Consider the following 20,172-nt stretch of genomic DNA (forward strand, 5'->3'; position numbering starts at 1 on the left):
CATCGGCGCGGCTCCGCCGGCTGACCGGACGGGGCCGCGATCGCGAGGCGGTGCTGCGCGGCCCGGCCGGGCGAGGGTCGGCCCGGCGCCGGAGGCGGAGAAGGCCCCGCGGATCACCGGCGGCCGCTCGCCGGCGGCGTGCCTCGTCACGCCGTTCCCGTTGCCCCGGAAGGCGTCCGCCGCGCCCGCTGGCTCATGACGCAGGCGGCGACGACGATGGCGCCGCCGGCCAGGGTGGCGAGGCCCGGCAGCGCGCCCCAGATCGCCAGATCGGCCAGCATGGCCCAGAGCAGCGCGGAGAATTCGAGCGGCGCCAGCTGCGCCACGCTGGCGCGGCGGAAGGCCCCGGCAAGGCAGATGGTGGCGAGCCCCGCGAAGACGCCGTTCAGCGCCAGCGCCAGCCAGTCGGCCGGCGACGGCGGCACCCAGCCGGCCAGGGCGAAGGGCGCCAGCACCATGCCGCCCGGCAGCGCCGACCAGAGGATCAACCGGGCGATGCCGGGCTCGTGCCGCAGGCCGCGATTGACCGTCAGCACCACCGCGTAGCTCGCCGTGCCGAGCAGCGCATAGGCATAGGCCAGCGGGCTGCCGCCGGCGGAGAGTCCCGGCGCCATGGCCACCAGCACGCCGAGGAAGCCGACCCCGCTCCACAGCCAGACGGCGCGTGGCGGACGCTCGCCCAGCGCCAGGGCGGCGAGGCCCAGCGTCATGAAGGGCGCGGTGAAGTAGACGAGATAGCCCTCGGCCAGCGGGATCTCGCGCAGCGCCTGGAAGAAGCCGATGGCCGAGCCCAGCATGCCGGCGGCGCGCAGCAGGTGCAGGCCGGGATGCGCGGTGGCCAGCGGCCCGCCCGCCCCCGGCCGGAGGAGCCGCGCCAGGAGCAACAGCAGAAGCATCGTCCCCTGCCGGATCAGCACCACCTGGGCGACCGGGTAGCTGGCGGAGAGCAGCTTGCTGTTGGTGTCGAGCACGGCGAAGAGGCCCAGCGCGGCCAGCATCAGCAGGGATCCCTGCACGGCGTTCCATCCTCCCGGTGCCGCCCGGCTTCTCGGGCCTGGGCCGGCGGCGGTCAATCCGCCGCGCAAACGGGGCCTTCCCTTGTGCGGCGCGAAAAGGCACAAGCGGGCGGTCATGACCCCTGCCCTCGCCTCCGCCCTGATGCCGCTGATGCGCGGCCTCGATGCCGAACGTGCCCATGGCCTCGCGCTCCGGGCCCTGGCCCTCGGCCTCGCCGGCCGGGACACGGCCCCGGACGACCCGGTGCTGGCGACGACGGCGCTGGGCCTCGACTTCCGCAACCCGATCGGCCTGGCCGCCGGCTTCGACAAGGACGCGGTGGCCGTCGCGGCGCTGATGCGCCTGGGCTTCGGCCTGGTCGAGCCCGGCACGACGACGCCGCGCCCGCAGGCGGGCAATCCGCGCCCGCGTCTCTTCCGGCTGCCGGAGGACCGCGCGGTGATCAACCGCATGGGCATGAACAACCAGGGTGTCCAGGCCTTCGCCGCCCGGCTCGCCGCGCTGCCGCGGCCGCTGCCGGCGGTGCTCGGCGCCAATATCGGCATCAACAAGGAAGGCGCCGATCCCGAGCGGGACTACCCCGCCCTCTATGCCGCCGTCGCCCCGGTCGCCGACTACGTCACCATCAACGTGTCCTCGCCCAACACGCCGGGGCTGCGGGACCTGCAGGGCGAGGCGCGGCTGGCCGCCATCCTGGAGGCCGTGGCCGCCGCCCGCGCCGCCGCGCCGCGGCAGCCGCCGGTGCTGGTCAAGATCGCTCCGGACCTCGCGGAGGACGCCGTGCCCGCCCTGGTCGAGACCTGCGCCGGGCACGGCGTGGCCGGGCTGATCGTCAGCAACACCACCATCGCCCGGCCCGCGAGCCTCGCCAGCCCGCACCGGGGCGAGACCGGCGGCCTTTCCGGCGCGCCGCTCCTCGCCCCTTCCACCGCCCTGCTGCGCCGCGTCTTCGGCCTGGCGCGCGGGCGGCTGACGCTGATCGGCTGCGGCGGCGTCTCCAGCGGCGCCGAGGCCTATGAGAAGATCCGCGCCGGCGCCGCGCTGGTGCAGCTCTACGCCGCCTTCGCCTATGCCGGCCCCGCCCTGGTGCCGCGCCTCAAGCGGGAGCTGGCCGCGCTGCTGCGGCGCGACGGCTTCCGCCATGTCCATGACGCCGTGGGAGCCGATGCCCGATGAAGATCCTGGACTCCGTCGCCCCCCTCGCCGAAAGCCATGACGGCTTCATCCTCGACATCTGGGGCGTGCTGCACGATGGCGAGCGCCCCTATCCCGGCGTGCCGGAGGCGCTGGCCGAGCTGCGCGCGCGCGGCCGGCGGATCGTGCTGCTCTCCAACGCCCCGCGCCGCTCCTGGACGGTGCAGGCGGCGCTGGAGGAGATGGGCCTGGGCGCCGGGCTGTTCGACGGCATCGTGACCAGCGGCGAGGTCGCCTGGACCCTGCTGCGCGACCGCACCCACCCCTTCTTCGCCAAGCTCGGGACGCGCGCCTTCCATATCGGCCCCGAGCGCGACCTCTCGGTGATCGAGGGGCTGGACATCGCCCTGGCCACCGCCGCCGGGGAGGCCGATTTCGTGCTCAACACCGGCCCGGACTTCGCGCATGGGCGGCAGAGCACCGCGCCCTACATGCCCATGCTGGAGGCCGCCGCCGCGGCACGGCTGCCGATGGTCTGCACCAATCCGGACCGCGCCGTGATGGTCGGCGGGCAACGGCTGATCTGCGCCGGCGCCTTCGCCGACCGCTACCTGGAGCTGGGCGGCGAGGTGATGGAGATCGGCAAGCCGGACCCGATGGTCTACGAGACCGTGCTGGCGGCGCTCGACCTGCCGCCGTCCCGTATCGTCGCCATCGGCGACACGCCGCACACCGACCTCGCCGGCGCGGCCGCCATCGGGGTGGACGCGGTCTGGGCGCTGACCGGACTGGCCGGCGACAATCTCGGCCCCGATCCCTCGCCGACGCTGCTCGACGCCGAGGCGGCGCGGGAAGGCGTGGCGCCCATGGCGGCGCTGCGCAGCCTGCGCTGGTAGGAGCCGGCGCCCGGGGGCGGCCATGCTTCCGGCCAGGGGCATGGCTGCGCCCGGCGCATGGCGGGGAGATGCATCGTGATCCGGCCCGACTGGCCGGGAGGGCGGCCCGCCCCTAGGCTGGGGCCATGTCCCCGCGTGATATCGTCCAGGAAGAAGAAACACCCAGCGGTCTCGCGGCGCCGCCCCGCCGCGTCCCGAAGACTTGGCTACTGACCCTGCTGATGGGCCTCGGCCCCTTCAGCATGCAGATCCTGATCCCCTCCCTGCCGCTGCTCGCGGGGATTTTCGCCGTGCCCTACACCACGGTGCAGATGTCGCTGACGATCTACCTGATCGGCATCGCGCTCGGGCAGCTCATCTATGGCCCGCTGTCCGACCGCTACGGGCGCCGCCCGGTGCTGCTGGGCGGGCTCGCCATCTATCTCCTCGGCTCGCTGGCGGCGCTGCTGGCGCCCAGCATCGGCCTGCTGATCGTGGCGCGGGCGGCGCAGGCCGCGGGCGGCTGCGCCGGCATGGTGCTGGTGCGCGCCATCATCCGCGATGTCTTCCCGCGCGATCAGGCGGCCAGCAAGATCGGCTTCGTCATGATGGGCATGACGGTCGCGCCGATGATGGCGCCGCTGCTCGGCGCCGAGCTGACGGCGGCCTTCGGCTGGCGCTCCACCATGCTGGCCTGCGTGGGCTTCGGCATCCTTCTCGGCCTGCTGGCCCTGCGCCTGCCGGAGACCCTGCCCGCCGCGCAGCCGCTGCCGGGGCTGCGCGGCATGGGCCATGCCTTCGTCCAGCTCGCCGCCATCCGCAGCTTCCGCTGCTACGCCGCCATCACCACCTGCACCACCGGCCTGTTCTTCGCCTTCATGGCCGGCGCGCCGCGCGTGCTGATGGAGGGGATGGGCCACACGCCGCGCGCCTACGCGCTGTCCTTCATGGCGATCTCGCTGGCCTTCGGCGCCGGCTCCTACCTGGCCGGCCGCTTCTCCTCCCGGCTGGGCCTGGCGCGGATGCTGCGGCTCGGCCTCATCGTCAGCACCGGCGGCGCCCTGCTGGCCGTGCTGGCGCAGGCGCTGCTGCCGCTGTCCATCGTCATCTTCTTCATTCCGATGTCGGTGGTGGCGCTCGGGAACGGCGTGTCGCAGCCGAACGCGGTGGCGGCCGCCGTCAGCGTGCGGCCGCAACTGGCCGGCACCGCGTCCGGCCTTGTGGGCGCCCTGCAGATGGCCTTCGGCGCGGTGATGACGATGGTGGCGAGCGCCGTCGAGCTGGGGTCGGGGATCGGCACCGCCGCCACCATGGCCGGCTGCGCCATCGGCGCCCAGCTGGCCTGGCGTGGCGCCCGGCGCAGCCGCGATCAGGACGAGTAGCGGAAGCCCCGCCCCGCCCGGCACAATCGCCGGCCCGGCACATTGACCGAACGTTCCGGCTTTGCCACGGTCCAGTTGTGCAAGCCATTGATCCCACGACCGTCGCGATTCTGTCCGAAGGCCTTCCGCCGGATGTCTTCCTGACCATCCTGCGGACTTTCGAGCACGACCTCGCCGAGCTGGGCGAGCGCATGGCCGTGGCGCTTGGCGAGCGGGACATGGCGGCGTTCAGCCAGGGTGCCCACGCCCTGGCGGGCGCCGCAGGAAGCCTCGGTGCCCAGCGCCTGGCACATCAGGCCCGCCTGGCGATGCGCCCGGCCACGCCCGAGGCCGCGCCGGCACTGCTGGCCGGCGTGCAGCAGGAGCTCCGGCTGGTGCTGGCCGAGCTTCGCGACCTGGCGGCGGCGTCACCGCCAGGCTGAGCCGCCTCAGCCGCCGCGCTGCACGCGGAGCGGGCCGAAGCTCTGGCAGACCGGCATCACCTGCAGGGTGTTGACATTGACCCGCGCCGGGCGGCTGGCCACCCAGTGCACCGCGTCGGCGATATCCTCCGGGGTCAGTGCCTCGGTCCCCTCATAGACCGAGGCGGCCTTGGCCTCGTCCCCCTGGAAGCGGACCTGGGAGAATTCCGTGCCGCCGACCAGGCCGGGCTGGATGTCGGTCACGCGCACCGCGGTGCCGAAGAGGTCGGCCCGCAGGTTCAGGCTGAACTGGTGCACGAAGGCCTTGGTCGCGCCATAGACATTGCCGCCCGGATAGGGCCATTCGCCGGCTGTCGAGCCGATGTTCACCACATGGCCGCGATTGCGCGCGACCATGCCGGGCAGCACGGCATGCGTCACCGCGACCAGACCCTTGGCATTGGTGTCGATCATGGTCTCCCAATCGGCGAGATCGGCCCGCTGCGCCGGTTCCAGCCCCAGCGCCAGGCCGGCATTGTTCACCAGCAGATCGATGTCGCGCCACGCCTCCGGCAGGCCGCCGATGGCGGCGCGCACCGCGGCGGCGTCGCGCACGTCGAAGGTCAGGGGCAGCACCCGATCCGCGCCCAGCTCCCCGGCGAGGGCCTCGAGCCGGTCCGCACGGCGGCCGGTGGCGATGATGCGGGCGCCGTCCTGGGCGAAGCGGCGGGCGATGGCGGCGCCGAAGCCGGCGGTGGCACCGGTGACGAGAAGGATCATGAGGCAACTCCCGGGACGAGGATGAGGCCTCCGGTATGGCAGCGCCGGGCACGGCGGTGAAGCCGCAAGCCGGCGGCTCAGGCGCCGACGCGCAGCAGCCGCGGGCCGTGCTGGCGGAGCCAGGCCTGCGCCGCGGCGTGATCCGGGCTGAGCCCGGCCAGCGCCGCCCAGAAGCGGGGCGAGTGGTTCATCTCCCGCAGATGCGCCACCTCATGCGCCGCCACCGAGGCCAGCACCCAGTCCGGCGCCATGACGAGGCGCCAGGAGAAGGCCAGGACGCCGCCGGCCGTGCAACTGGCCCAGCGGCTGCGGGGGTCCTTGAGCCGGATGGCGCGCGGGGCGACGCCGAGGGCGCCGGCATGGCGCCGGACATGCGGGGCAATCCGCCGCCCCGCCTCCTGCCGCAGCAGCGCCAGCACATGCCCGGCCAGCCCCTCGGCGGCGCCGCCCACCAGGATGCGGCCGGGCCGCAGCACCGCCACAGGCGCCGCCAGCGGCCGGTGCAGCACGGCATGCGGCGCATCGGCGAGCGGCACCACCGCGCCATGCGCCAGCCGCAGCGGCGGGCCGAGCGCGGCGAGGCAGAGCGCCATCCAGTCGGCATGGCGACGCAGCAGGGCGAGGCCGGCGCGGCGCCCGGCCCCGGCGGACAGGCCGGCCGGCAGGGTCAGCACCGCATGACCGGAGACCGGGTCCAGTCGCAGCGTGATCCGCCGCGCGCGGGGCGAGGCCCGCCACTCCAGCGGGCAGGGCCGGGCGGCGCCGGAGGCCGGCCGTAGCAGCACCGTCTCCCGCCGTGGCGCCGCCATGGGGTCGCCGGCGCCGGCGCCGCTCAGGACATGGCGCGGCGCAGCACCGCTTCCAGCTCGCGCAGGCCATAGGGCTTGGTCAGCGCCAGGGCGTCCGGCATCTCGGCCGCCGCTGCCGCGCCATAGCCGGAGGCGAAGATGATCCGCAGCCCCGGCCGCCGCCCGCGGGCCAGCCGCGCCAGTTCCGGGCCGGACATGCCGGGCAGGCCGATATCGGTGAAGAGCAGGTCGAACTCCTGCCGCTCCATCTCCCGCAGCGCGCTTGGCGCGTCACGCACGCCCACCACGCGGCAGCCGAGCGCCGACAGCATGTCCTCGCTGTCCATCAGGATCAGCGGATCGTCCTCGACCAGCAGCACGCGCCAGGTCCCCGCGGCGGCGGGCAGCGCGGCGGGCGGGATCTGCACGCGCGGCAGGGCGGCGGCGGCCAGGGCCTGGCGGCGGTTGTTCAGCGTGTGCCGGACCTTGCGCGCCAGATCCTCGCGCCGGTACGGCTTGGACAGCAGGTTCACGCCCGGGTCCAGCCGGCCGCCATGGACGATGGCGTTCTCGGTATAGCCGGAGGTGAAGAGCACGGCGCAATGCGGCATCAGGGTCTGGACCTGCCGCGCCAGATCCGGCGCCCGCACCGGTCCGGGCATCACCACGTCAGTGAACAGGAGGTCGATGGCGACGCCGCTCCGCGCCAGCGTCAGCGCGCTCTGCCCGTCCGAGGTGCGAAGCACGGTATAGCCGAGATCGCCCAGCAGATCGACGACGGTGGCCTGCACCACGGGGTCGTCCTCGACCACCAGGATGGTCTCGCTGCCGCCCTCCAGCAAGGCCGGCACCGCCGGCGCCACGGCCTCCTCGGCATTGTGGCTGCGCGGCAGGTAGAGGCGGACCGTGGTGCCCTGGCCGACCTCGGAATAGATCTTGATGTGGCCGTGGCTCTGCTTGACGAAGCCATAGACCATGGACAGGCCGAGGCCGGTGCCGCGTCCCTCGCGCTTGGTGGTGAAGAAGGGTTCGAAGACCTTCTCCAGAAGCTCCGGCGGCATGCCGCTGCCGGTGTCGGAGACGGCCAGCATGACGTATTGCCCCGGCTTCACGTCGTCATGCTGCAGGGCATACATGTCGTCCAGCATGGCATTGCCGGCCTCGATGGTCAGCCGGCCGCCGCCGTCCATCGCGTCGCGCGCATTGACCGCGAGGTTCAGCAGGGCGTTCTGCACCTGGTCGGGATCGGCCAGGGTGTTCCACAGCCCGCCGGCGATCACCGTCTCCAGCTCGATCGCCTCGCCCAGGGCCCGGCGCAGCAGGTCGTCCATGTCGCGCACCAGCCGGCCGAGATTGACCGCGCGCGGCTCGAGCGGCTGGCGGCGGGCAAAGGCCAGGAGCTGCGAGGCGAGCTTCGCGCCGCGATCGACGGCGCCGAGCGCCATCTCCAGCCGGCGCTGATCCTCGGCCGTCAGCAGGGAGCGCTGCAGCAGCTGGAGGTTGCCGCTGAGGATCTGCAGCAGGTTGTTGAAGTCGTGCGCGACACCGCCGGTGAGCTGGCCGATCGCCTCCATCTTCTGCGATTGCCGCAGGGCCACCTCGGTCCGCCGCCGCTCCGCCTCGCTCTCTTCCAGCGCCCGGGTGCGGCTGCGCACCATGTCCTCGAGCCGGTCCTTGTAGCGCTCCAGCTCGGCGGCGGTGCGGTGCTGCTCGGTGACGTCGTAGCCGAGGACGAAGATGCCGCTCACCTGCCCGACGGCGTCGAGGATCGGCTGGTAGATGAAGTCGAGATAGAGATCGGCCAGCTCGCCATCATGCTGCTGCCGCAGCCGCGCGCCCATGGCGCGGGCATTGAAGGCCTCGCCGGTCTGGTACACCCGGTCCAGGATATCGAAGAAGGGCTGGCCTTCCAGTTCCGGCAGCGCCGCGCGCACCGGCTTGCCCAGCAGGTCGTCACGGCCGACCAGGTGGCGATAGGCCTGGTTGGCGATCTCGAAGACATGCTCCGGACCGCGCAGGAAGGCGCCGAAGGCGGGGGCCTGCTCGAGCAGGCGGTGCAGCAGGCTGCGCTCGGCGTCGAGGGCGAGGTTGACCTCCTGGACCACCTCCGCCCGCCGCAGCAGGCTGCGGCTCAGCCGCGCCGGACGATCCTGCTCATCCACGCGGGCCGCGCGGGAGCGCCGGAGTTCGGTGACGTCGTCGGTCTGCTGCAGGATGAAGGCCACCTCCCCGCTGGCGTCCAGCACCGGCGTGTGGGTGGCGCTCCAGTAGCGGTCCTCGAAGACCACGCCCTCCGGCATCTCCCGCGGGATGGCGTAGCGGATCAGGGCGATGCTGTGCGGCGTCCGGCTTTCCAGCACGGTGCCGAGGGATTGCCGGAGCTGGCGCTCGGCCCTGCCACCCGCGTCGTGCGGCCCGCTGGGAAAGGCCTGGAAAAGGTTGCGATTCAGGATGTCGGCGGCGCTGCGCCCGGTCGCCGAGAGATAGGCGCGGTTCGCCCAGACCAGCGTCAGCTCGGGATCGAGCACCATGTAGGGGTGCGGCGCCGCGTCGAGGAGCGCCATGAAATCCGGCTGCTTCATGGCGCCGGCCGCCCCGCGCGGCAGGCCGGGCCGGAGAGGGGGAGTTCCGGGAGAGGGGTCACGTCGCGACGGGAGTGGGGGGACGACAAATACTCTCTCTGCGCCATGAGGCGTGGTCCGCTCCGCTCACTGCCGGGGTTGTGCGCGATCAATCTAGGAAGCCCGGGCGGGCGAGAGAAGCCCATCCCCGCCCCGCTTCAGCCCGGATAGGCCTTCATCTCGATCTCGACGAAGGCGAAAGGCGCATCGCCGTTGTTGATGACGTTGTGCTCCACGCCCGCCTTGCGCTCGTAGGAGACGCCGGGCACCAGGGTGACGCTGGCGGTCTCGCCACCCGGCAGTTCCAGCGTCATCTGCCCCGCCAGCACGGGGACCACCACGTAGGACCAGCCGTGGCGGTGCCAGCCGGTTTCGGAGCCGGGCGGAAAGTCCCAGCGGGTGACGCGCAGGTCGGAGGTGTCGATCTGCACCGTGGCGATGGCGGGGGCGCGGCAGCGCAGGGGCTCGCTCATGCGGCGCGGCAGTGGCGGCGGGTGGAGGGGGCGGGGTTTCGCATCAGGGCTTCTCCTCTTCTGCCGGGCTGGCGGTTGCCGGGCCGGCGGTCGGCGCCTGCCCGGACCCTTCCTCCGGCCATTCCCCCGGCCAGTCGGCCAGGTGATCCTCGAGGTCACGCACGGCGCGTTCCGGCACGGCGCGGCCGCGCACCGAGGCCCCCGCCTCGTGCACCGTCCCGGCCCGGCCGGAGACCAGCGGATGCCACCAGGGCAGGTCCTTCCCCTCCGCCACCAGGCGATAGGCGCAGGAGGGGGGGAGCCAGTCGATTCCGGCCAGCCGCCGCGGCGTCAGCTTGACGCAATCCGGCACATGCGCCCGGCGGTTGGCATAGTCGCGGCAGCGGCAACTGTCGATGTCGAGCAGGCGACAGGCGACGGCGGTATGGGCCAGGGCCTCGGTGTCCTCGTCGCGCAGCTTGTGCAGGCAGCAGCGGCCGCAGCCATCGCACAGGCTTTCCCATTCCGCCCGGCTCATCGACGCCAGCGGCTTGATCTTCCAGAAGGGAGGTTCCGCGCCCATGGCTCCTCTTACACCAGCCGGGCTTGACGCGCCAAGGAACGGAGAGCGAACATGGAACGGATGTCCGGCTCCCCCTTCCCGCTCCTCACCCCTCCCGAACGCACGCTGCGGGTCTGCCGCGCCGCGGGCCGCCTGTGTGGACGGCTGGGTTGGGCGCCGGTGCTGGAGGTGCCGCTGCCCACGGGCCGGCGGCTCGATATCCTGGCGCTGGAGCCGGATGGCGGCTTCACCGCCATCGAGGTGAAGAGCTGCGCCCGCGATTTCCAGACCGATGCCAAGTGGCACGAATACCGGGAATGGTGCGACCGTCTGTTCTTCGCGGTCGATCTCGACTTCCCCCAGGCGCTTCTGCCGGAGGATGTCGGCCTGATCGTGGCGGATGAGGGGGAGGCGGCGATCCTTCGCCCGGCGCCGGAGCACCGGCTGCCGCCGGCGCGGCGCCGGTCGCTGCTGCTGCGCTATGCCCGGCTGGCGGCGGGGCGGCTGCAGGGCCTGTGCGATCCCGCCGGCGCCGCGGAGCTGCGCGCGGCACTGAAGGTGGAGTGAGGGCGCCCCGACCGCTCAGGGAATCTCGTCCGGGAAGAGATGCGTGCCGTCAGGCCGCAACGGCAGAGGCATGGCCCAGCGTACCGCCGGGAGCGGCAGCGGGCCGTAGAGATGCGGGAAGAGGCCGGGGCGTGCGCCGCCCGAAGGCTCCCAGCGCAGCGTGACGCCGAGCGCCGCCGCCTCGGCCGCCACCAGCCAGAGATCCGGCTGGCCGGCGCGGTGGCGGGCGGCGCTCTCGCGCAACTGCGCGGCGGTCGAGAAATGCAGGAAACCGTCCCGCGCATCCTCCGCGCTGCCGCGATAGATGCCGGCGGCGCGGGCCTCGCGCCAGTCGGCATCCCGGATCATGGTGTAGATGATGGGCTCCATGCCCGGGATTCTAGCCCTCCGAGGGCCGGTAGAACAGCATGCCGCCGATCTCGGCCAGGGGCGGCAGGCGCAGCGCCCAGTCGGGCATCTCCTCCGCGGCATGCGCATGGGTGGCCCCGCCGGTCGGGTCCATCAATGCCCCGGCCGCCGCCCGCGCGGCGATGCGCCGGCAGATCGCCATGGCGGGGTCGCCGGGCGGAATGGCCAGCATCAGCATGTGCCGGATGTGGTTGCGGTTCCAGCAGGAGAACTGGAAGGGCGCGCGGCAGATGGCGGCCAGGCCCTTCCCCCAATGCGTCACCGCCCCGCCCTCGGCCAGGCGGACCCGGTTCATGATGGTCGCGGCCAGGGCCTCGATGGCCCGCACCGGGCGGGTGCCGGCCTCGGCCCAGAGGGTCATGGCCAGCACCTCCTGCGGCGTCCGGGCGCAGCTGGTCCAGGGGGCGTGATCGGGAGCGGTGATGGGCGTCATGGGCGTCCTCGGTCCGGGGGGCGTTCGGGGGGCGGGATCAGCGGGCATCGTCGCCGCGCCAGCCCTGGCGGGCGGACTGCACGGCGGCGGTGACGGTGGCGGCGCGGGTGACGGCGTCGAGCTTCTCCTCGATGCGCAGCAGGTGCTGGCTGAGGCGCTGGTCGACGTCTCGGATCAGGGCCAGCGGCACATAGGTCCGCGCCACCTCCAGCTTGAAGGCGGCCAGTTCGTCGCGGGTCCGGGCCAGGGCCTCGCCTTCCACCCGGGGGGGCTGCGCGGGGTCGGCGAGGTCGGGCCCGGGGCCGGGCAGGCCGCGACGCAGGCCATGCAGCATCCAGAACAGGACGAGCAGGACCGGCGCCTGGACGGCCGCGGCCAGGGTGGTGGCCAGAGTCTGGGGTTCCAGATCGAGCGGGTTCATCCGGCCCTCCTTGGCCAGCATGAGGAACGGCGCCGCGCCATCGGCCCTGGGGAGGGTCGATGACACGGCGCCGTGGGGGAGCGATCGGGGGGGGGTGGGGTCGGGATGGCCGGGGCCGCGGGCGCAACTTGCCCGCTGACAGCCCCTCTCTAGCCGCCGGCCGGCCCCATGGCAAACAAAACAAGAACATTTACATGTAAGATTGAGTCAGAGCGGGCACCGTTCCGTCGATCCCGCGCCAGCCCGCCCCCCGCGCCGCGGGCGGCGCGCCGGGCAGCCGCACGGGCTCGGCCAGCAGGCAGCCCGACAGCGCGTCCAACGCATCGTCGCGCGTGCCCGCGACGTCGGGCTTCCACTCGGCCATCTCCACCGGGAAGGGCGTGCGGAACACCTGCTCGTGCGCGTGCAGCTTCCGTGCCGCCAGCAGCGGGTCGAGGGCGGAGAGGATGCGTTCCTGCTTGGAGCGGTGGCTGTGCTGCTCGACCACGGCGCAGGCCGCCCCGGCGCGCGCCATCTCCCGCCGCAGCACCGCCGGCAGGAACCTGCCGAGCCCGTTGGTCTCGACGCGCACGACGGGCAGCAGCAGCTCCCGCGCCAGCCGCGCGACGGCGCGGCATTGCTGGGTCGCCGGATCGTCCGGCGCGTCCGGCTCCTGCACGATATAGGCGATGCGATGCAGGTAGTGGTTGCCCTCGGCATCGGCGTAGGTCGCGGCGAGGACGCTGGAATCGCCACGCTCCGGCCGCCCGAAGGCCGGGTCCCAGAAGCCGCCGCCCGAGACCATGCGGCGGCCGAGCAGGCTGAGCACCGGCCGCCCCTGCGCCTCGCGGTAGTCGATCTCCTCGGCGTAGCGGATCAGCAGCGCGGGATCGAGCCGCGCCGCCTCCGCCGCCACCGGCCGCAGCAGCATCTGCCGGCTGAAGTGGATCGGCCCGACCCGCTCGCGCAGCTGCGCCACCATGGCCTCGGAGAAGCGTTCCGGCCAGGCGCTGCGCCCCGCGCCATCCAGCAGCGGGATGCGCAGGCGGCGATAGCCGGCGAGCCAGCTCTCGCCCTCCTGCGCCGTGCGGTAGAGACTCTCGGCGCAGTGCGGCGTCCCGACATAGAGGATGGTGCCGCCCGGCGTCAGGATGAACTCGGTCTCGGCCAGCCGCTCCCGCAGTTCCGCGCGCTTGCCGGCGGTGTCGCAGTTCCCGGCCACCTCGACGTCGTCGCAGACGATGACATCGGCGCGCAGGCCGGTGATGTTGCCGCCGAGCCCCGCCGCCAGCATCGAGGGGTCGCGCAGCGCGCCCGGCCGCTCGACGGTGAAGCGGTCCACCGCCCAGGCCTCGGGCGAGGCCGGGACGAGCGGACGGCAGAGCGGGTGCCGCTCGACGATGCGCCGCACGGTGGCGACCATCTTGGTGGCCAGCGGATGGTCCGCCGCCAGCACCAGGATGCGCGTCTCCGGCCGGCGATACAGCAGCCAGGCGCAGTAGAGCCCGACCAGCGTGGACTTGCCGCAGCCGCGGAAGGCCATCAGCAGCAGCCGGTGGTCCCCCGCCGCGCGACGGCCCTCGAGCCAGCGCAGGACGCGACGGTGCACGGGCGGCGTGCCCTGCCCGGCCTGGCTGTTCCAGACCCAGACGAATTCGAGCAGGTCAGCCGGAGGGTCCGTCATCGTCCTCGCATGCCTCCTCGGCTTCGGCGGTCTCCACCAGGGCGCTGCGGGCCTGCCGCAGCAACGCGCCGGCCTCCGCCACGCCCTGCTCCTCCCCGGCACCGGCGGAGCGGGCGAGCTTCAGCAGGTATTCCAGATGGGTCAGGGCCGACTTCGCCGCGCTGTGATGCGCGGCGAAGGCCTTGGCATCGTCATGCGTGCCGGGGGATGGCCCGCGCGCGACGAAGGCCTCGTAGTCGTCCACCACGCGGCGGATGGCGCCGCGCAGTTCCTCGGGCGTGACGATCTGGCGCCGTGTCATGGCGTCTCCGGTCCGGGTTCGGGTCCGGCATGGAACGTCCCGTGCATGGTCAGATCCTTGGCTTGGTAGCGCGCACGAACAGGGTTCCGGCGGCGAGGTTGATCGCCAGGCTGCCGTGCCGGTTGGTGGCGCGGCAGGTGACGCTGCCGCCCTGGCCGGTGGTGGTGGTGGCGGCGCTCCATTCGATGAAGCCGGAGGCCGCGGTATGGCTGGCCTGCACCACGTCGCCGCCCTGCACGAAGGGAAGCGGCACGACCTGCGTGGCGTTGCCGCCGGCGGGGATCTCCGTCGGATCGAAGTCGAGGCGCGCCTGCAGCTCGCGGACGCCCCAGCGGCGCGACCCGCCATAGAGGATGCCCGGCGCATGCAGCGCCGAGCAGTAGAGCCGCAGCGCCTTCAGGACGGCGGTCGGCTGCGTGCCCTCCGCCGCGCCCCGCACGCCGATCACCGCCCAGGCGGCATCGGCGTGCAGGGTGACGCGTTGCAGCCGGTTCAGCGGCAGGCTCGCGCCGCCGCTGGTCACCAGGCTGTCGATATTGGCGTTGCCTTCCCACCAGTGCGCGTTGGACGCCTCGGCGGAGCCCGGGAACCGGCCGACGACATTCATGTTCGAGAACAGCACCGGCCGGTCCTGCAGGATGACCTCGCCGCCCGCGTCGAACTGCTGCACCACGATGCGGAGCCGCTCGCCCTCGACCGCGACGAAGAACTCCTTGCAGGCGGCGGCATCGACGACGAAGCCGAGGGCGCGGCTGGTCGGCAGGCCGACGCTGTCGCCGTTCAGGACGATGTCCGGCAGGCCCGGAAAGGCGAAGCCATCCAGCGTCGAGGGCGGACCGGCGGGGTTGCCCGACAGGCAGGCCATGCCCTCGAAGCCGATCTCGTCGTTGCTCCAGCGGAAGGCCCGGCCGCGCACATGCCCGGCATCGGCGACCAGGCGGGGGGAGCCCTGCGCCGCCGCGGCCTGGTGCCGGGCGATGACGGTGCCGCCGGCCCGCGTCGCCGTCGCCGGATAGTGCACGGCACAGCCCTCGAAGGCATAGTTGCCGACGTAGTTCACCTCGTAGCAGCAGTCATTGGCACCGCCGGCATGACGCGCGACATAGCGGCTGCACTGCTCCATGCGGACGCCGACGGCCTGGATGCCGCGCTCGTCGCCCGCCTCCAGCAGGAAGGGAATGGCGCCGCGCTGCGGATAGCCCGTGTCGCCACCGCCCCGCTGCAGCTCGAAGCCGGGGCCGAGGAAGAGATGCGCGTTGTGGCGGTTGTAGGCGCCGGCCTCGCAGGAGAAGCGCACGCCGAACCGGTCCATCGAGGGATGCGTCGCCGCCGAGTTGGCGAAGTGCCCGCCGATGTAGCGCACGCTGTTGTTCCAGGCCTCGGCCGTCGCGGTGCGGATGTCGAGGCCGATGCGGTTGTTGACGATGCGCCCGAGATGGATCGTGCTGTCCTCGAAGCCCAGCTCGACGCCGAGGGTGCGGATGCCGATGGTGAAGCCCTCGACGCGCGCGATCGAGACCGAGCAGGCGTCCAGGTTGCGCAGCACGATGCCGATGTCGCGTTCGTCCAGCCAGTCGGAGAGGCTGGCGCGCAGCACGCGCAGGCCCTGGTAGCTCTTGCCCTGGTTGCGCGTGGCCGCGCCGTCGCCGATGGTCAGCGCGGCGCCGCCGCCGGGCCCGGCATAGAGGATGCTGCCGCGCATGACGAGGCCGGCGGCGGCGCCGGGCAGGGTCAGCGGCGATGTCGTGCGATGGCTCCCCTCGCCGATCTCGAGCACCTTGCCGGATGCCGCCGCGGCGTTCATCGCCGCCTGCAGGGCCGGACCATCATCGGTCACGCCATCGCCGGCGGCGCCGAAGTCGCGGACCGAGAGCCGCTCGCCGAGCTTGTCCTCGACGGTGCGCGCGATGGCGCCGGCGAAGGGCGCGAAGAGCACCGGCTCGCGCGCGACGGCGGTGGCATTGCCCAGGCTGTCGAAGGCCAGCAACCTGTTGGCGCGCCCCTCACGCGAGGGCAGCGTCAGCGTCGCCGGGGCATCGCCGGGCGCGGCGCGGAGCGCGGCCTGGAGATCCTCGCGAAGCTCCTGCAGGCCGGCGGTCTGGCGGTCGAGCTCGTCGTTCAGCGTGTTGGCGCGCAGTACTCCGTTCGGCTGGAAGTCGGTCACCCGCTGCATCACCAGAACGCGGCGCAGCAGCACCTGCCGGCCCGCGGCGGGCGGCTGTCGGAAGGTGACCAGGCCGCCTTCCGAGGCGCCGGCGCCCTGGATGAGGAAGCCCTCCTGCGTCACCAGCCCATCGACGCGGACCTCGAGATCCGCCTCCTCGAAGATGGGGAACGGAAAGACGAAGGCGGTCTGCGCGCCGTCCGCCACGTAGTGCACACGCGGCGCGACGTCGCCGATGCGGATATGCTCGGCCATGCGGGTCTCTCTTGGAAAAGGGGGAAAGGAGCGGCCGGGCCGCATCGGCGCGAGCCGGAGCCGCCCTACTCCAGCAGGGAGCGGAGTGCGCCGCTGAAGCCGTTGCCGGCGCGCAGCCAGGTGGTCAGCGAGCCGTCGGCGTTCAGCAGCGAGCTGCGGCCGGCGGCCATGCGGGTGGCGAACTGCTCGTTGCTGTCCGCCGCAGCCTCCGCCGCATCCCGTTCCAGCCCGGTGGTGATGGCGGCTGCCGATCCCTGGTCCGGGTTGACGCCGGAGGCGGCCAGCCGCGCGCGCGTGGCCGCCGTGGTGCGCTCCAGCCGGTCGGCCCGCGCGCGTGCCTCGCTCTCCTGCTGGACCGCGAGCTGCTGCTGCCGCAGGGCCAGGCCCTCCGCCTCCTGCTGCTGCTGCGCCTTGGCCTGCGCGGCCTGTGCCTGGCCCTGCCGCACCGTGCCATAGAGCGAGGCGCCGGTGCCGACGAGCGTGGCGATCGGAGCGAGCTGTGCCATCAGTCGGTCATCCTCGTTTCGGTGGTGACGGAAAGCAGCGTCAGGGGCAGCGGTGTCTCGCCCTCGATCCGCCAGAGCGGCCGCAGGGCGTCACGCTGCCAGCCCAGGCCGCGCAGGGTGACGTCGCCGGTGAAGGGCGGCGGCGCCGCGTCGAGCATCGGCGTGTCCAGCCGGCGAAAGGGCACCGGCCTCGCGCCGCTTCCGAGATCGACCGAGAGCGCCGCGGTGCCGAGCAGGCGAAAGGTGGCGGAGATCAGGCGCAGGGGCACGCTGCGCGCCCCTGCCGCGCCGGAGAGCTGCGGCGGCAGCGGCTCGATGACATGCGCGAAGCCGAGGCCGACCTGCAGCGCCTGCGTCTCCGGCTCCACCGTGACGGCGCCGCCCCCGACCGTCGCGCCGCCCAGCGGCGTTCCGTCGGCCACCACCTGCACCTTCCGGCCTTCCAGATGCGCGAGGCCCGACCAGATCCTCCGTGGCGTCGCACTGGCGCCGGTCAGGCCGGAATCCACCGCCATGGCGGGATCGAAGCGTTCCAGCCTGATGCGGCCGTCACGCTCCACGGCGCACCAGACCGTGCCGTCGATCTCGGCCAGGGCCCGGAAGGCGCCGGCGGTCTCCTGCCGCGTCCAGGCCGTGACCAGCTCCGTGCGGTAGAGCGTCAGCGTCGCCAGCCAGCCCTCGGCCATCGCGACATGCAGCAGGCGCCGCGTCTGGTCGTAGACCATCGAGACCGGCTCCCGCACCAGGTGCCGCGCGACCAGCGCCAGGTCGTTCGCCTGATAGGCCTGCTGGACATCGGTATAGGCGTATTCATGCACCGCCTGGCCGGAGCGGCCGATGAAGATCGTGCTGCCATCGACATCGACCGGCGGAATGATGCGGGCGATGGGGGAGCCGATGCGCGTCTGCCGGTGCAGCTGGATCGAGGCCGGCGTCATCGGATCGCCCGTCACCATCCATTCGGCGCCGGAGGTGAAGACCTGCAGGTGCCGCCCGGAGAAGACGGCGCGGATGGCGTTCACCTGGTCCGAGAGCAGCGCGAACTCGATCGCCTGGTCGTCGAGGCCGGTGCCGAGGTCGAAGTTGAACAGGTCGCCCGAACGCGACAGCCACAGGCGGTTCGGCAGATCGCGCGAGCCGCCGATCACCAGCCGGTCCTGATGGAAGCAGAGCGTCACCGGCCAGCCATGCACGCCGCTGAAGGCCGCCTCGTCCCAGTCGTCCGTCGGGGCGGCACCGGCCAGCGTCTCCTCGACGACAGCGGTCGCCACGCCCGGCGAGGCGATGGCCGTGACGACGATCCGCCGGCCGCCGATCCGCAGCCGCGTGCCGACATGGCCCGCCTGGAAGAAGGCGGCGCTGGCCGTCAGCGTCACGGTGCCGCCGGTGCCGCTCGGCGCCAGCGTCAGGCCGGGCGGGGCGTAGCGGAAGTAGGGCTGCGCCACCCAGTCCCAGGCGGCCAGGCTCCAGGCCGTGTGGCTGCCGCGCGTCAGGCGTTGCGGCATCATCTCGGGATGCGCCAGCAGCAGGGTGTCGGCGCTCTGCGTGTGCGCGATCTGGTCCAGCATCGCCTCGGTCCAGGGCGCGGCGATCTCGGCGACCGGTGCGTCGTCCATGAAGACCTGCAGCCGGAGATGCGTCAGCACCAGCAGATAGGTCTGCTCGGTGTTGAACTCGAAGGCGATCAGCCGTGCCTTGCCAGGCAGCATGGCGACATGCCGCAGGCCGGGGCGGCGGGTGACGCCGCCGGTCGGCTGGATGAAGACATTGCGCAGGCGCCGCGCGCCGTTCTCGTAGGCGCGCATGTCCGGGCGGCCCAGGAGTTCGTCGCCGAGCTCGCCCGCGGTGAAGCTGGTCTTGGTGTTGCGGCCGCCGGCCATGATGTCACCCCCGCGCCGCGATCAGGGGGAAGTGCTCCAGCGCGCGCGCGGTGTGCTGCTGGCTGTCGGTCAGGCGCGCGTTGCGGAACTCGCTCTCGGCCAGGCGGTTCAGAAGTTCGGCGCGCGAGGTGCTCTCGGTCAGCGGAATGCAGAACTCCGCCGCCAGCCGCGTGACCAGCGCGGCGGCGAAGAACGGCGGGAACTCGGATTCCGCCGGCCGGAACAGGTAGGTCAAGGTGACGCGCGGCGCGTCGGTGTGCAGGCGGCTCTCGTGCAGCCGGTAGACCAGGCCGCTGCCCCGTCCCTCCCCGCCGGCCGAAAGCACGCGCAGGAAGTCGGCCGGGAGCTGGTAGGCGAAGGCGAAGTCGGCGTGCGGCGTGGCGAGCAGGCGCGGCAGTTCCATCTGCCCGGTCGCGAAGGACCAGGGATAGGCCGAGAGCAGCGTGTCCCGCGCCGCCGGATAGAGGTTGGCCGCAACCTCCGCCTCGGCGGTGCCCTCGTCGAGCGAGGCGATGGGCTGCGCGCCGATCTTGAGCAGCGCGCGCGAGCAGAGGACGAGGGCGGAGAGCGCCATCGGTCGAAACCTCCTGGTGGGGCGGGGGTGCGGTGATGGCCGGGGCGGCATCCGCCTCCCCGGCCCGCGGTGCTTACTCGGCGGTGCTTACTCGGCGGCGCGCATCCGCACGACGCCGGCCTGGTCGATCAGCGCCGAGCCCTGGCTCATCATGTTGTTGACGAAGTACGCGGCATGATCGCCATGCCAGGTGATGTCCGTGGCGATGTCCTGGGCCACGGCATGGCCGACCGCCGTCTTGTGGTAGAAGTAGCAGAAGCGGAGGCTGCCGCTCCTGGTCAGGCCGGAATGCGGCATCCAGGTGGCGCCGAGCCAGCGCTTCACCTGCGTGCCCTTCCAGGGCAGCTCGTCGTCGCCGACATAGTTGGCATTGGCGAACTCCTCGATCTGCAGCAGCTGGCTCCACTGCTTCCAGCCGACGATGGCGAAGCGGTTGCCGTCATCCGGCACGTCGGCCGCGCCCAGCATCTCGAAGGCCATCAGCACCTTGGCCTTGGTCAGGCCGTCGGTGTCCCCGGTGCCCGGCGCGGTGCCCACGGCTTCCTGCGTCGCGGTGTCGAGGGCGGCGATGATCAGCTCGTCGGTCTTGCGGCCGAGTGCGTAGGCGCCGGCATTGGCGACGACCTGGCGCTCATCCACATTCGTCTTCAGCTCGTCGAGGCGGTCGATCCACTCGCCGGCATAGTAGTCCTGCAGGAAGCACTCGACGTTGGAATGCGCCAGGTTCATCACCGGCACGGCGCCGTTGCGCGCCTTCGCCGCCGCCGTGCCGCGGCCGACGATCGGGAAGATGGTCGAGGCGCCGCGAATGTCGGTCTTGCTGCGCACGGTCGGGCGCAGCTTGCTGCCCTGCCGCTGATACGCGGCGTGCACCTCGGACTGGAACTGCTTCGCGAAGACCTGGTCGATGGAAGCGGACATGCCGATATCCTTCAGGAGGGAATCTGGGTTCGGGGGCAGCCGCCCGCGCGCGTCGGTTGGCCGGTCA

21 protein-coding genes are annotated in these 20,172 nt (G+C 72.8%); 5 read left to right on the forward strand and 16 right to left on the reverse strand.

All coding sequences use genetic code 11. The features are described from left to right. Positions 1 to 146 precede the first annotated feature (146 nt). Complete coding sequence (locus tag ACF3NH_RS02435; RefSeq protein WP_422921737.1) at positions 147 to 1,016, reverse strand: DMT family transporter; 870 nt, start codon at positions 1,014 to 1,016, stop codon at positions 147 to 149. Positions 1,017 to 1,131: 115 nt separating this feature from the next. Here ACF3NH_RS02435 and ACF3NH_RS02440 point away from each other — a divergent pair, with 115 nt between their 5' ends. The 4 genes from ACF3NH_RS02440 (at position 1,132) to ACF3NH_RS02455 (ending at position 4,830) form a co-directional block, all read left to right on the forward strand. Next, positions 1,132 to 2,193, forward strand: coding sequence for a quinone-dependent dihydroorotate dehydrogenase (locus ACF3NH_RS02440; RefSeq protein ID WP_422921738.1), 1,062 nt, complete (start codon positions 1,132 to 1,134; stop codon positions 2,191 to 2,193). Beyond that, positions 2,190 to 3,047: a TIGR01459 family HAD-type hydrolase gene (locus tag ACF3NH_RS02445; RefSeq protein ID WP_422921739.1), complete on the forward strand. Its 858-nt coding sequence runs from the start codon at positions 2,190 to 2,192 to the stop codon at positions 3,045 to 3,047. Before ACF3NH_RS02440 ends, ACF3NH_RS02445 begins: the two co-directional genes overlap by 4 nt. A gap of 125 nt (positions 3,048 to 3,172) precedes the next feature. Then, a complete protein-coding gene (locus tag ACF3NH_RS02450; RefSeq protein ID WP_198365956.1) occupies positions 3,173 to 4,408 on the forward strand; it encodes a multidrug effflux MFS transporter in 1,236 nt (411 codons plus the stop codon). Between the two features lie 77 nt (positions 4,409 to 4,485). After that, positions 4,486 to 4,830, forward strand: a complete 345-nt coding sequence (locus ACF3NH_RS02455) for an Hpt domain-containing protein (protein WP_422921740.1) — start codon at positions 4,486 to 4,488, stop codon at positions 4,828 to 4,830. Positions 4,831 to 4,836: 6 nt separating this feature from the next. On the opposite strand, the gene ACF3NH_RS02460 is transcribed toward ACF3NH_RS02455, so the two are convergent. The 5 genes from ACF3NH_RS02460 to ACF3NH_RS02480 all read right to left on the reverse strand — a co-directional run bounded on the left by ACF3NH_RS02460 (position 4,837) and on the right by ACF3NH_RS02480 (position 10,033). After that, a complete protein-coding gene (locus ACF3NH_RS02460; protein WP_422921741.1) occupies positions 4,837 to 5,589 on the reverse strand; it encodes an SDR family NAD(P)-dependent oxidoreductase in 753 nt (250 codons plus the stop codon). Between the two features lie 77 nt (positions 5,590 to 5,666). Next, on the reverse strand, positions 5,667 to 6,398 hold the full coding sequence (locus ACF3NH_RS02465) for a M48 family metallopeptidase (protein WP_422921742.1): 732 nt from the start codon (positions 6,396 to 6,398) through the stop codon (positions 5,667 to 5,669). A 23-nt stretch (positions 6,399 to 6,421) separates the two neighbouring features. Further along, entirely contained in the window at positions 6,422 to 8,959 is a 2,538-nt protein-coding gene (locus ACF3NH_RS02470; RefSeq protein WP_422921744.1) for a response regulator, read from the reverse strand. Positions 8,960 to 9,156: 197 nt separating this feature from the next. Beyond that, positions 9,157 to 9,471, reverse strand: a complete 315-nt coding sequence (locus ACF3NH_RS02475) for a cupin domain-containing protein (RefSeq protein ID WP_198365951.1) — start codon at positions 9,469 to 9,471, stop codon at positions 9,157 to 9,159. Positions 9,472 to 9,514: 43 nt separating this feature from the next. Then, the gene (locus tag ACF3NH_RS02480) at positions 9,515 to 10,033 is read right to left on the reverse strand and encodes a YcgN family cysteine cluster protein (RefSeq protein WP_198365950.1); all 519 of its coding nucleotides are present in this window, start codon (positions 10,031 to 10,033) and stop codon (positions 9,515 to 9,517) included. Positions 10,034 to 10,084: 51 nt separating this feature from the next. Here ACF3NH_RS02480 and ACF3NH_RS02485 point away from each other — a divergent pair, with 51 nt between their 5' ends. Continuing rightward, positions 10,085 to 10,579, forward strand: a complete 495-nt coding sequence (locus tag ACF3NH_RS02485; RefSeq protein ID WP_304621599.1) for an MmcB family DNA repair protein — start codon at positions 10,085 to 10,087, stop codon at positions 10,577 to 10,579. A 15-nt stretch (positions 10,580 to 10,594) separates the two neighbouring features. Here the strand turns inward: ACF3NH_RS02485 and ACF3NH_RS02490 are convergent, their stop codons facing one another. The 10 genes from ACF3NH_RS02490 to ACF3NH_RS02535 form a co-directional block, all read right to left on the reverse strand. After that, complete coding sequence (locus ACF3NH_RS02490; protein WP_198365949.1) at positions 10,595 to 10,948, reverse strand: DUF952 domain-containing protein; 354 nt, start codon at positions 10,946 to 10,948, stop codon at positions 10,595 to 10,597. Between the two features lie 10 nt (positions 10,949 to 10,958). Further along, positions 10,959 to 11,420: a cell wall hydrolase gene (locus tag ACF3NH_RS02495; RefSeq protein WP_422921746.1), complete on the reverse strand. Its 462-nt coding sequence runs from the start codon at positions 11,418 to 11,420 to the stop codon at positions 10,959 to 10,961. A 37-nt stretch (positions 11,421 to 11,457) separates the two neighbouring features. Beyond that, positions 11,458 to 11,841, reverse strand: coding sequence for a hypothetical protein (locus ACF3NH_RS02500; RefSeq protein ID WP_422921747.1), 384 nt, complete (start codon positions 11,839 to 11,841; stop codon positions 11,458 to 11,460). A gap of 190 nt (positions 11,842 to 12,031) precedes the next feature. After that, positions 12,032 to 13,504 carry a phage terminase large subunit gene (terL, locus tag ACF3NH_RS02505; protein ID WP_422921748.1) on the reverse strand — a complete coding sequence of 491 codons (1,473 nt, stop codon included), beginning with the start codon at positions 13,502 to 13,504 and terminating at the stop codon, positions 12,032 to 12,034. Beyond that, positions 13,485 to 13,805, reverse strand: a complete 321-nt coding sequence (locus ACF3NH_RS02510) for a hypothetical protein (RefSeq protein WP_422921749.1) — start codon at positions 13,803 to 13,805, stop codon at positions 13,485 to 13,487. Before ACF3NH_RS02510 ends, terL begins: the two co-directional genes overlap by 20 nt. 49 nt (positions 13,806 to 13,854) lie before the next feature. Beyond that, entirely contained in the window at positions 13,855 to 16,224 is a 2,370-nt protein-coding gene (locus ACF3NH_RS02515) for a glycosyl hydrolase family 28-related protein (protein WP_422921750.1), read from the reverse strand. Positions 16,225 to 16,289: 65 nt separating this feature from the next. Then, positions 16,290 to 16,730, reverse strand: coding sequence for a hypothetical protein (locus ACF3NH_RS02520; RefSeq protein ID WP_198365943.1), 441 nt, complete (start codon positions 16,728 to 16,730; stop codon positions 16,290 to 16,292). Then, positions 16,730 to 18,610: a phage tail protein gene (locus ACF3NH_RS02525; RefSeq protein ID WP_422921751.1), complete on the reverse strand. Its 1,881-nt coding sequence runs from the start codon at positions 18,608 to 18,610 to the stop codon at positions 16,730 to 16,732. The genes ACF3NH_RS02520 and ACF3NH_RS02525 overlap by 1 nt, the downstream gene beginning before the upstream one ends. Positions 18,611 to 18,614: 4 nt before the next feature. Beyond that, a complete protein-coding gene (locus ACF3NH_RS02530) occupies positions 18,615 to 19,184 on the reverse strand; it encodes a hypothetical protein (protein WP_198365941.1) in 570 nt (189 codons plus the stop codon). Between the two features lie 87 nt (positions 19,185 to 19,271). Next, positions 19,272 to 20,105, reverse strand: a complete 834-nt coding sequence (locus ACF3NH_RS02535; protein WP_422921752.1) for a phage capsid protein — start codon at positions 20,103 to 20,105, stop codon at positions 19,272 to 19,274. Positions 20,106 to 20,172 lie beyond the last annotated feature (67 nt).

This window comes from Pseudoroseomonas sp. WGS1072 (genome assembly GCF_049340465.1).
Lineage (GTDB): Bacteria > Pseudomonadota > Alphaproteobacteria > Acetobacterales > Acetobacteraceae > Pseudoroseomonas.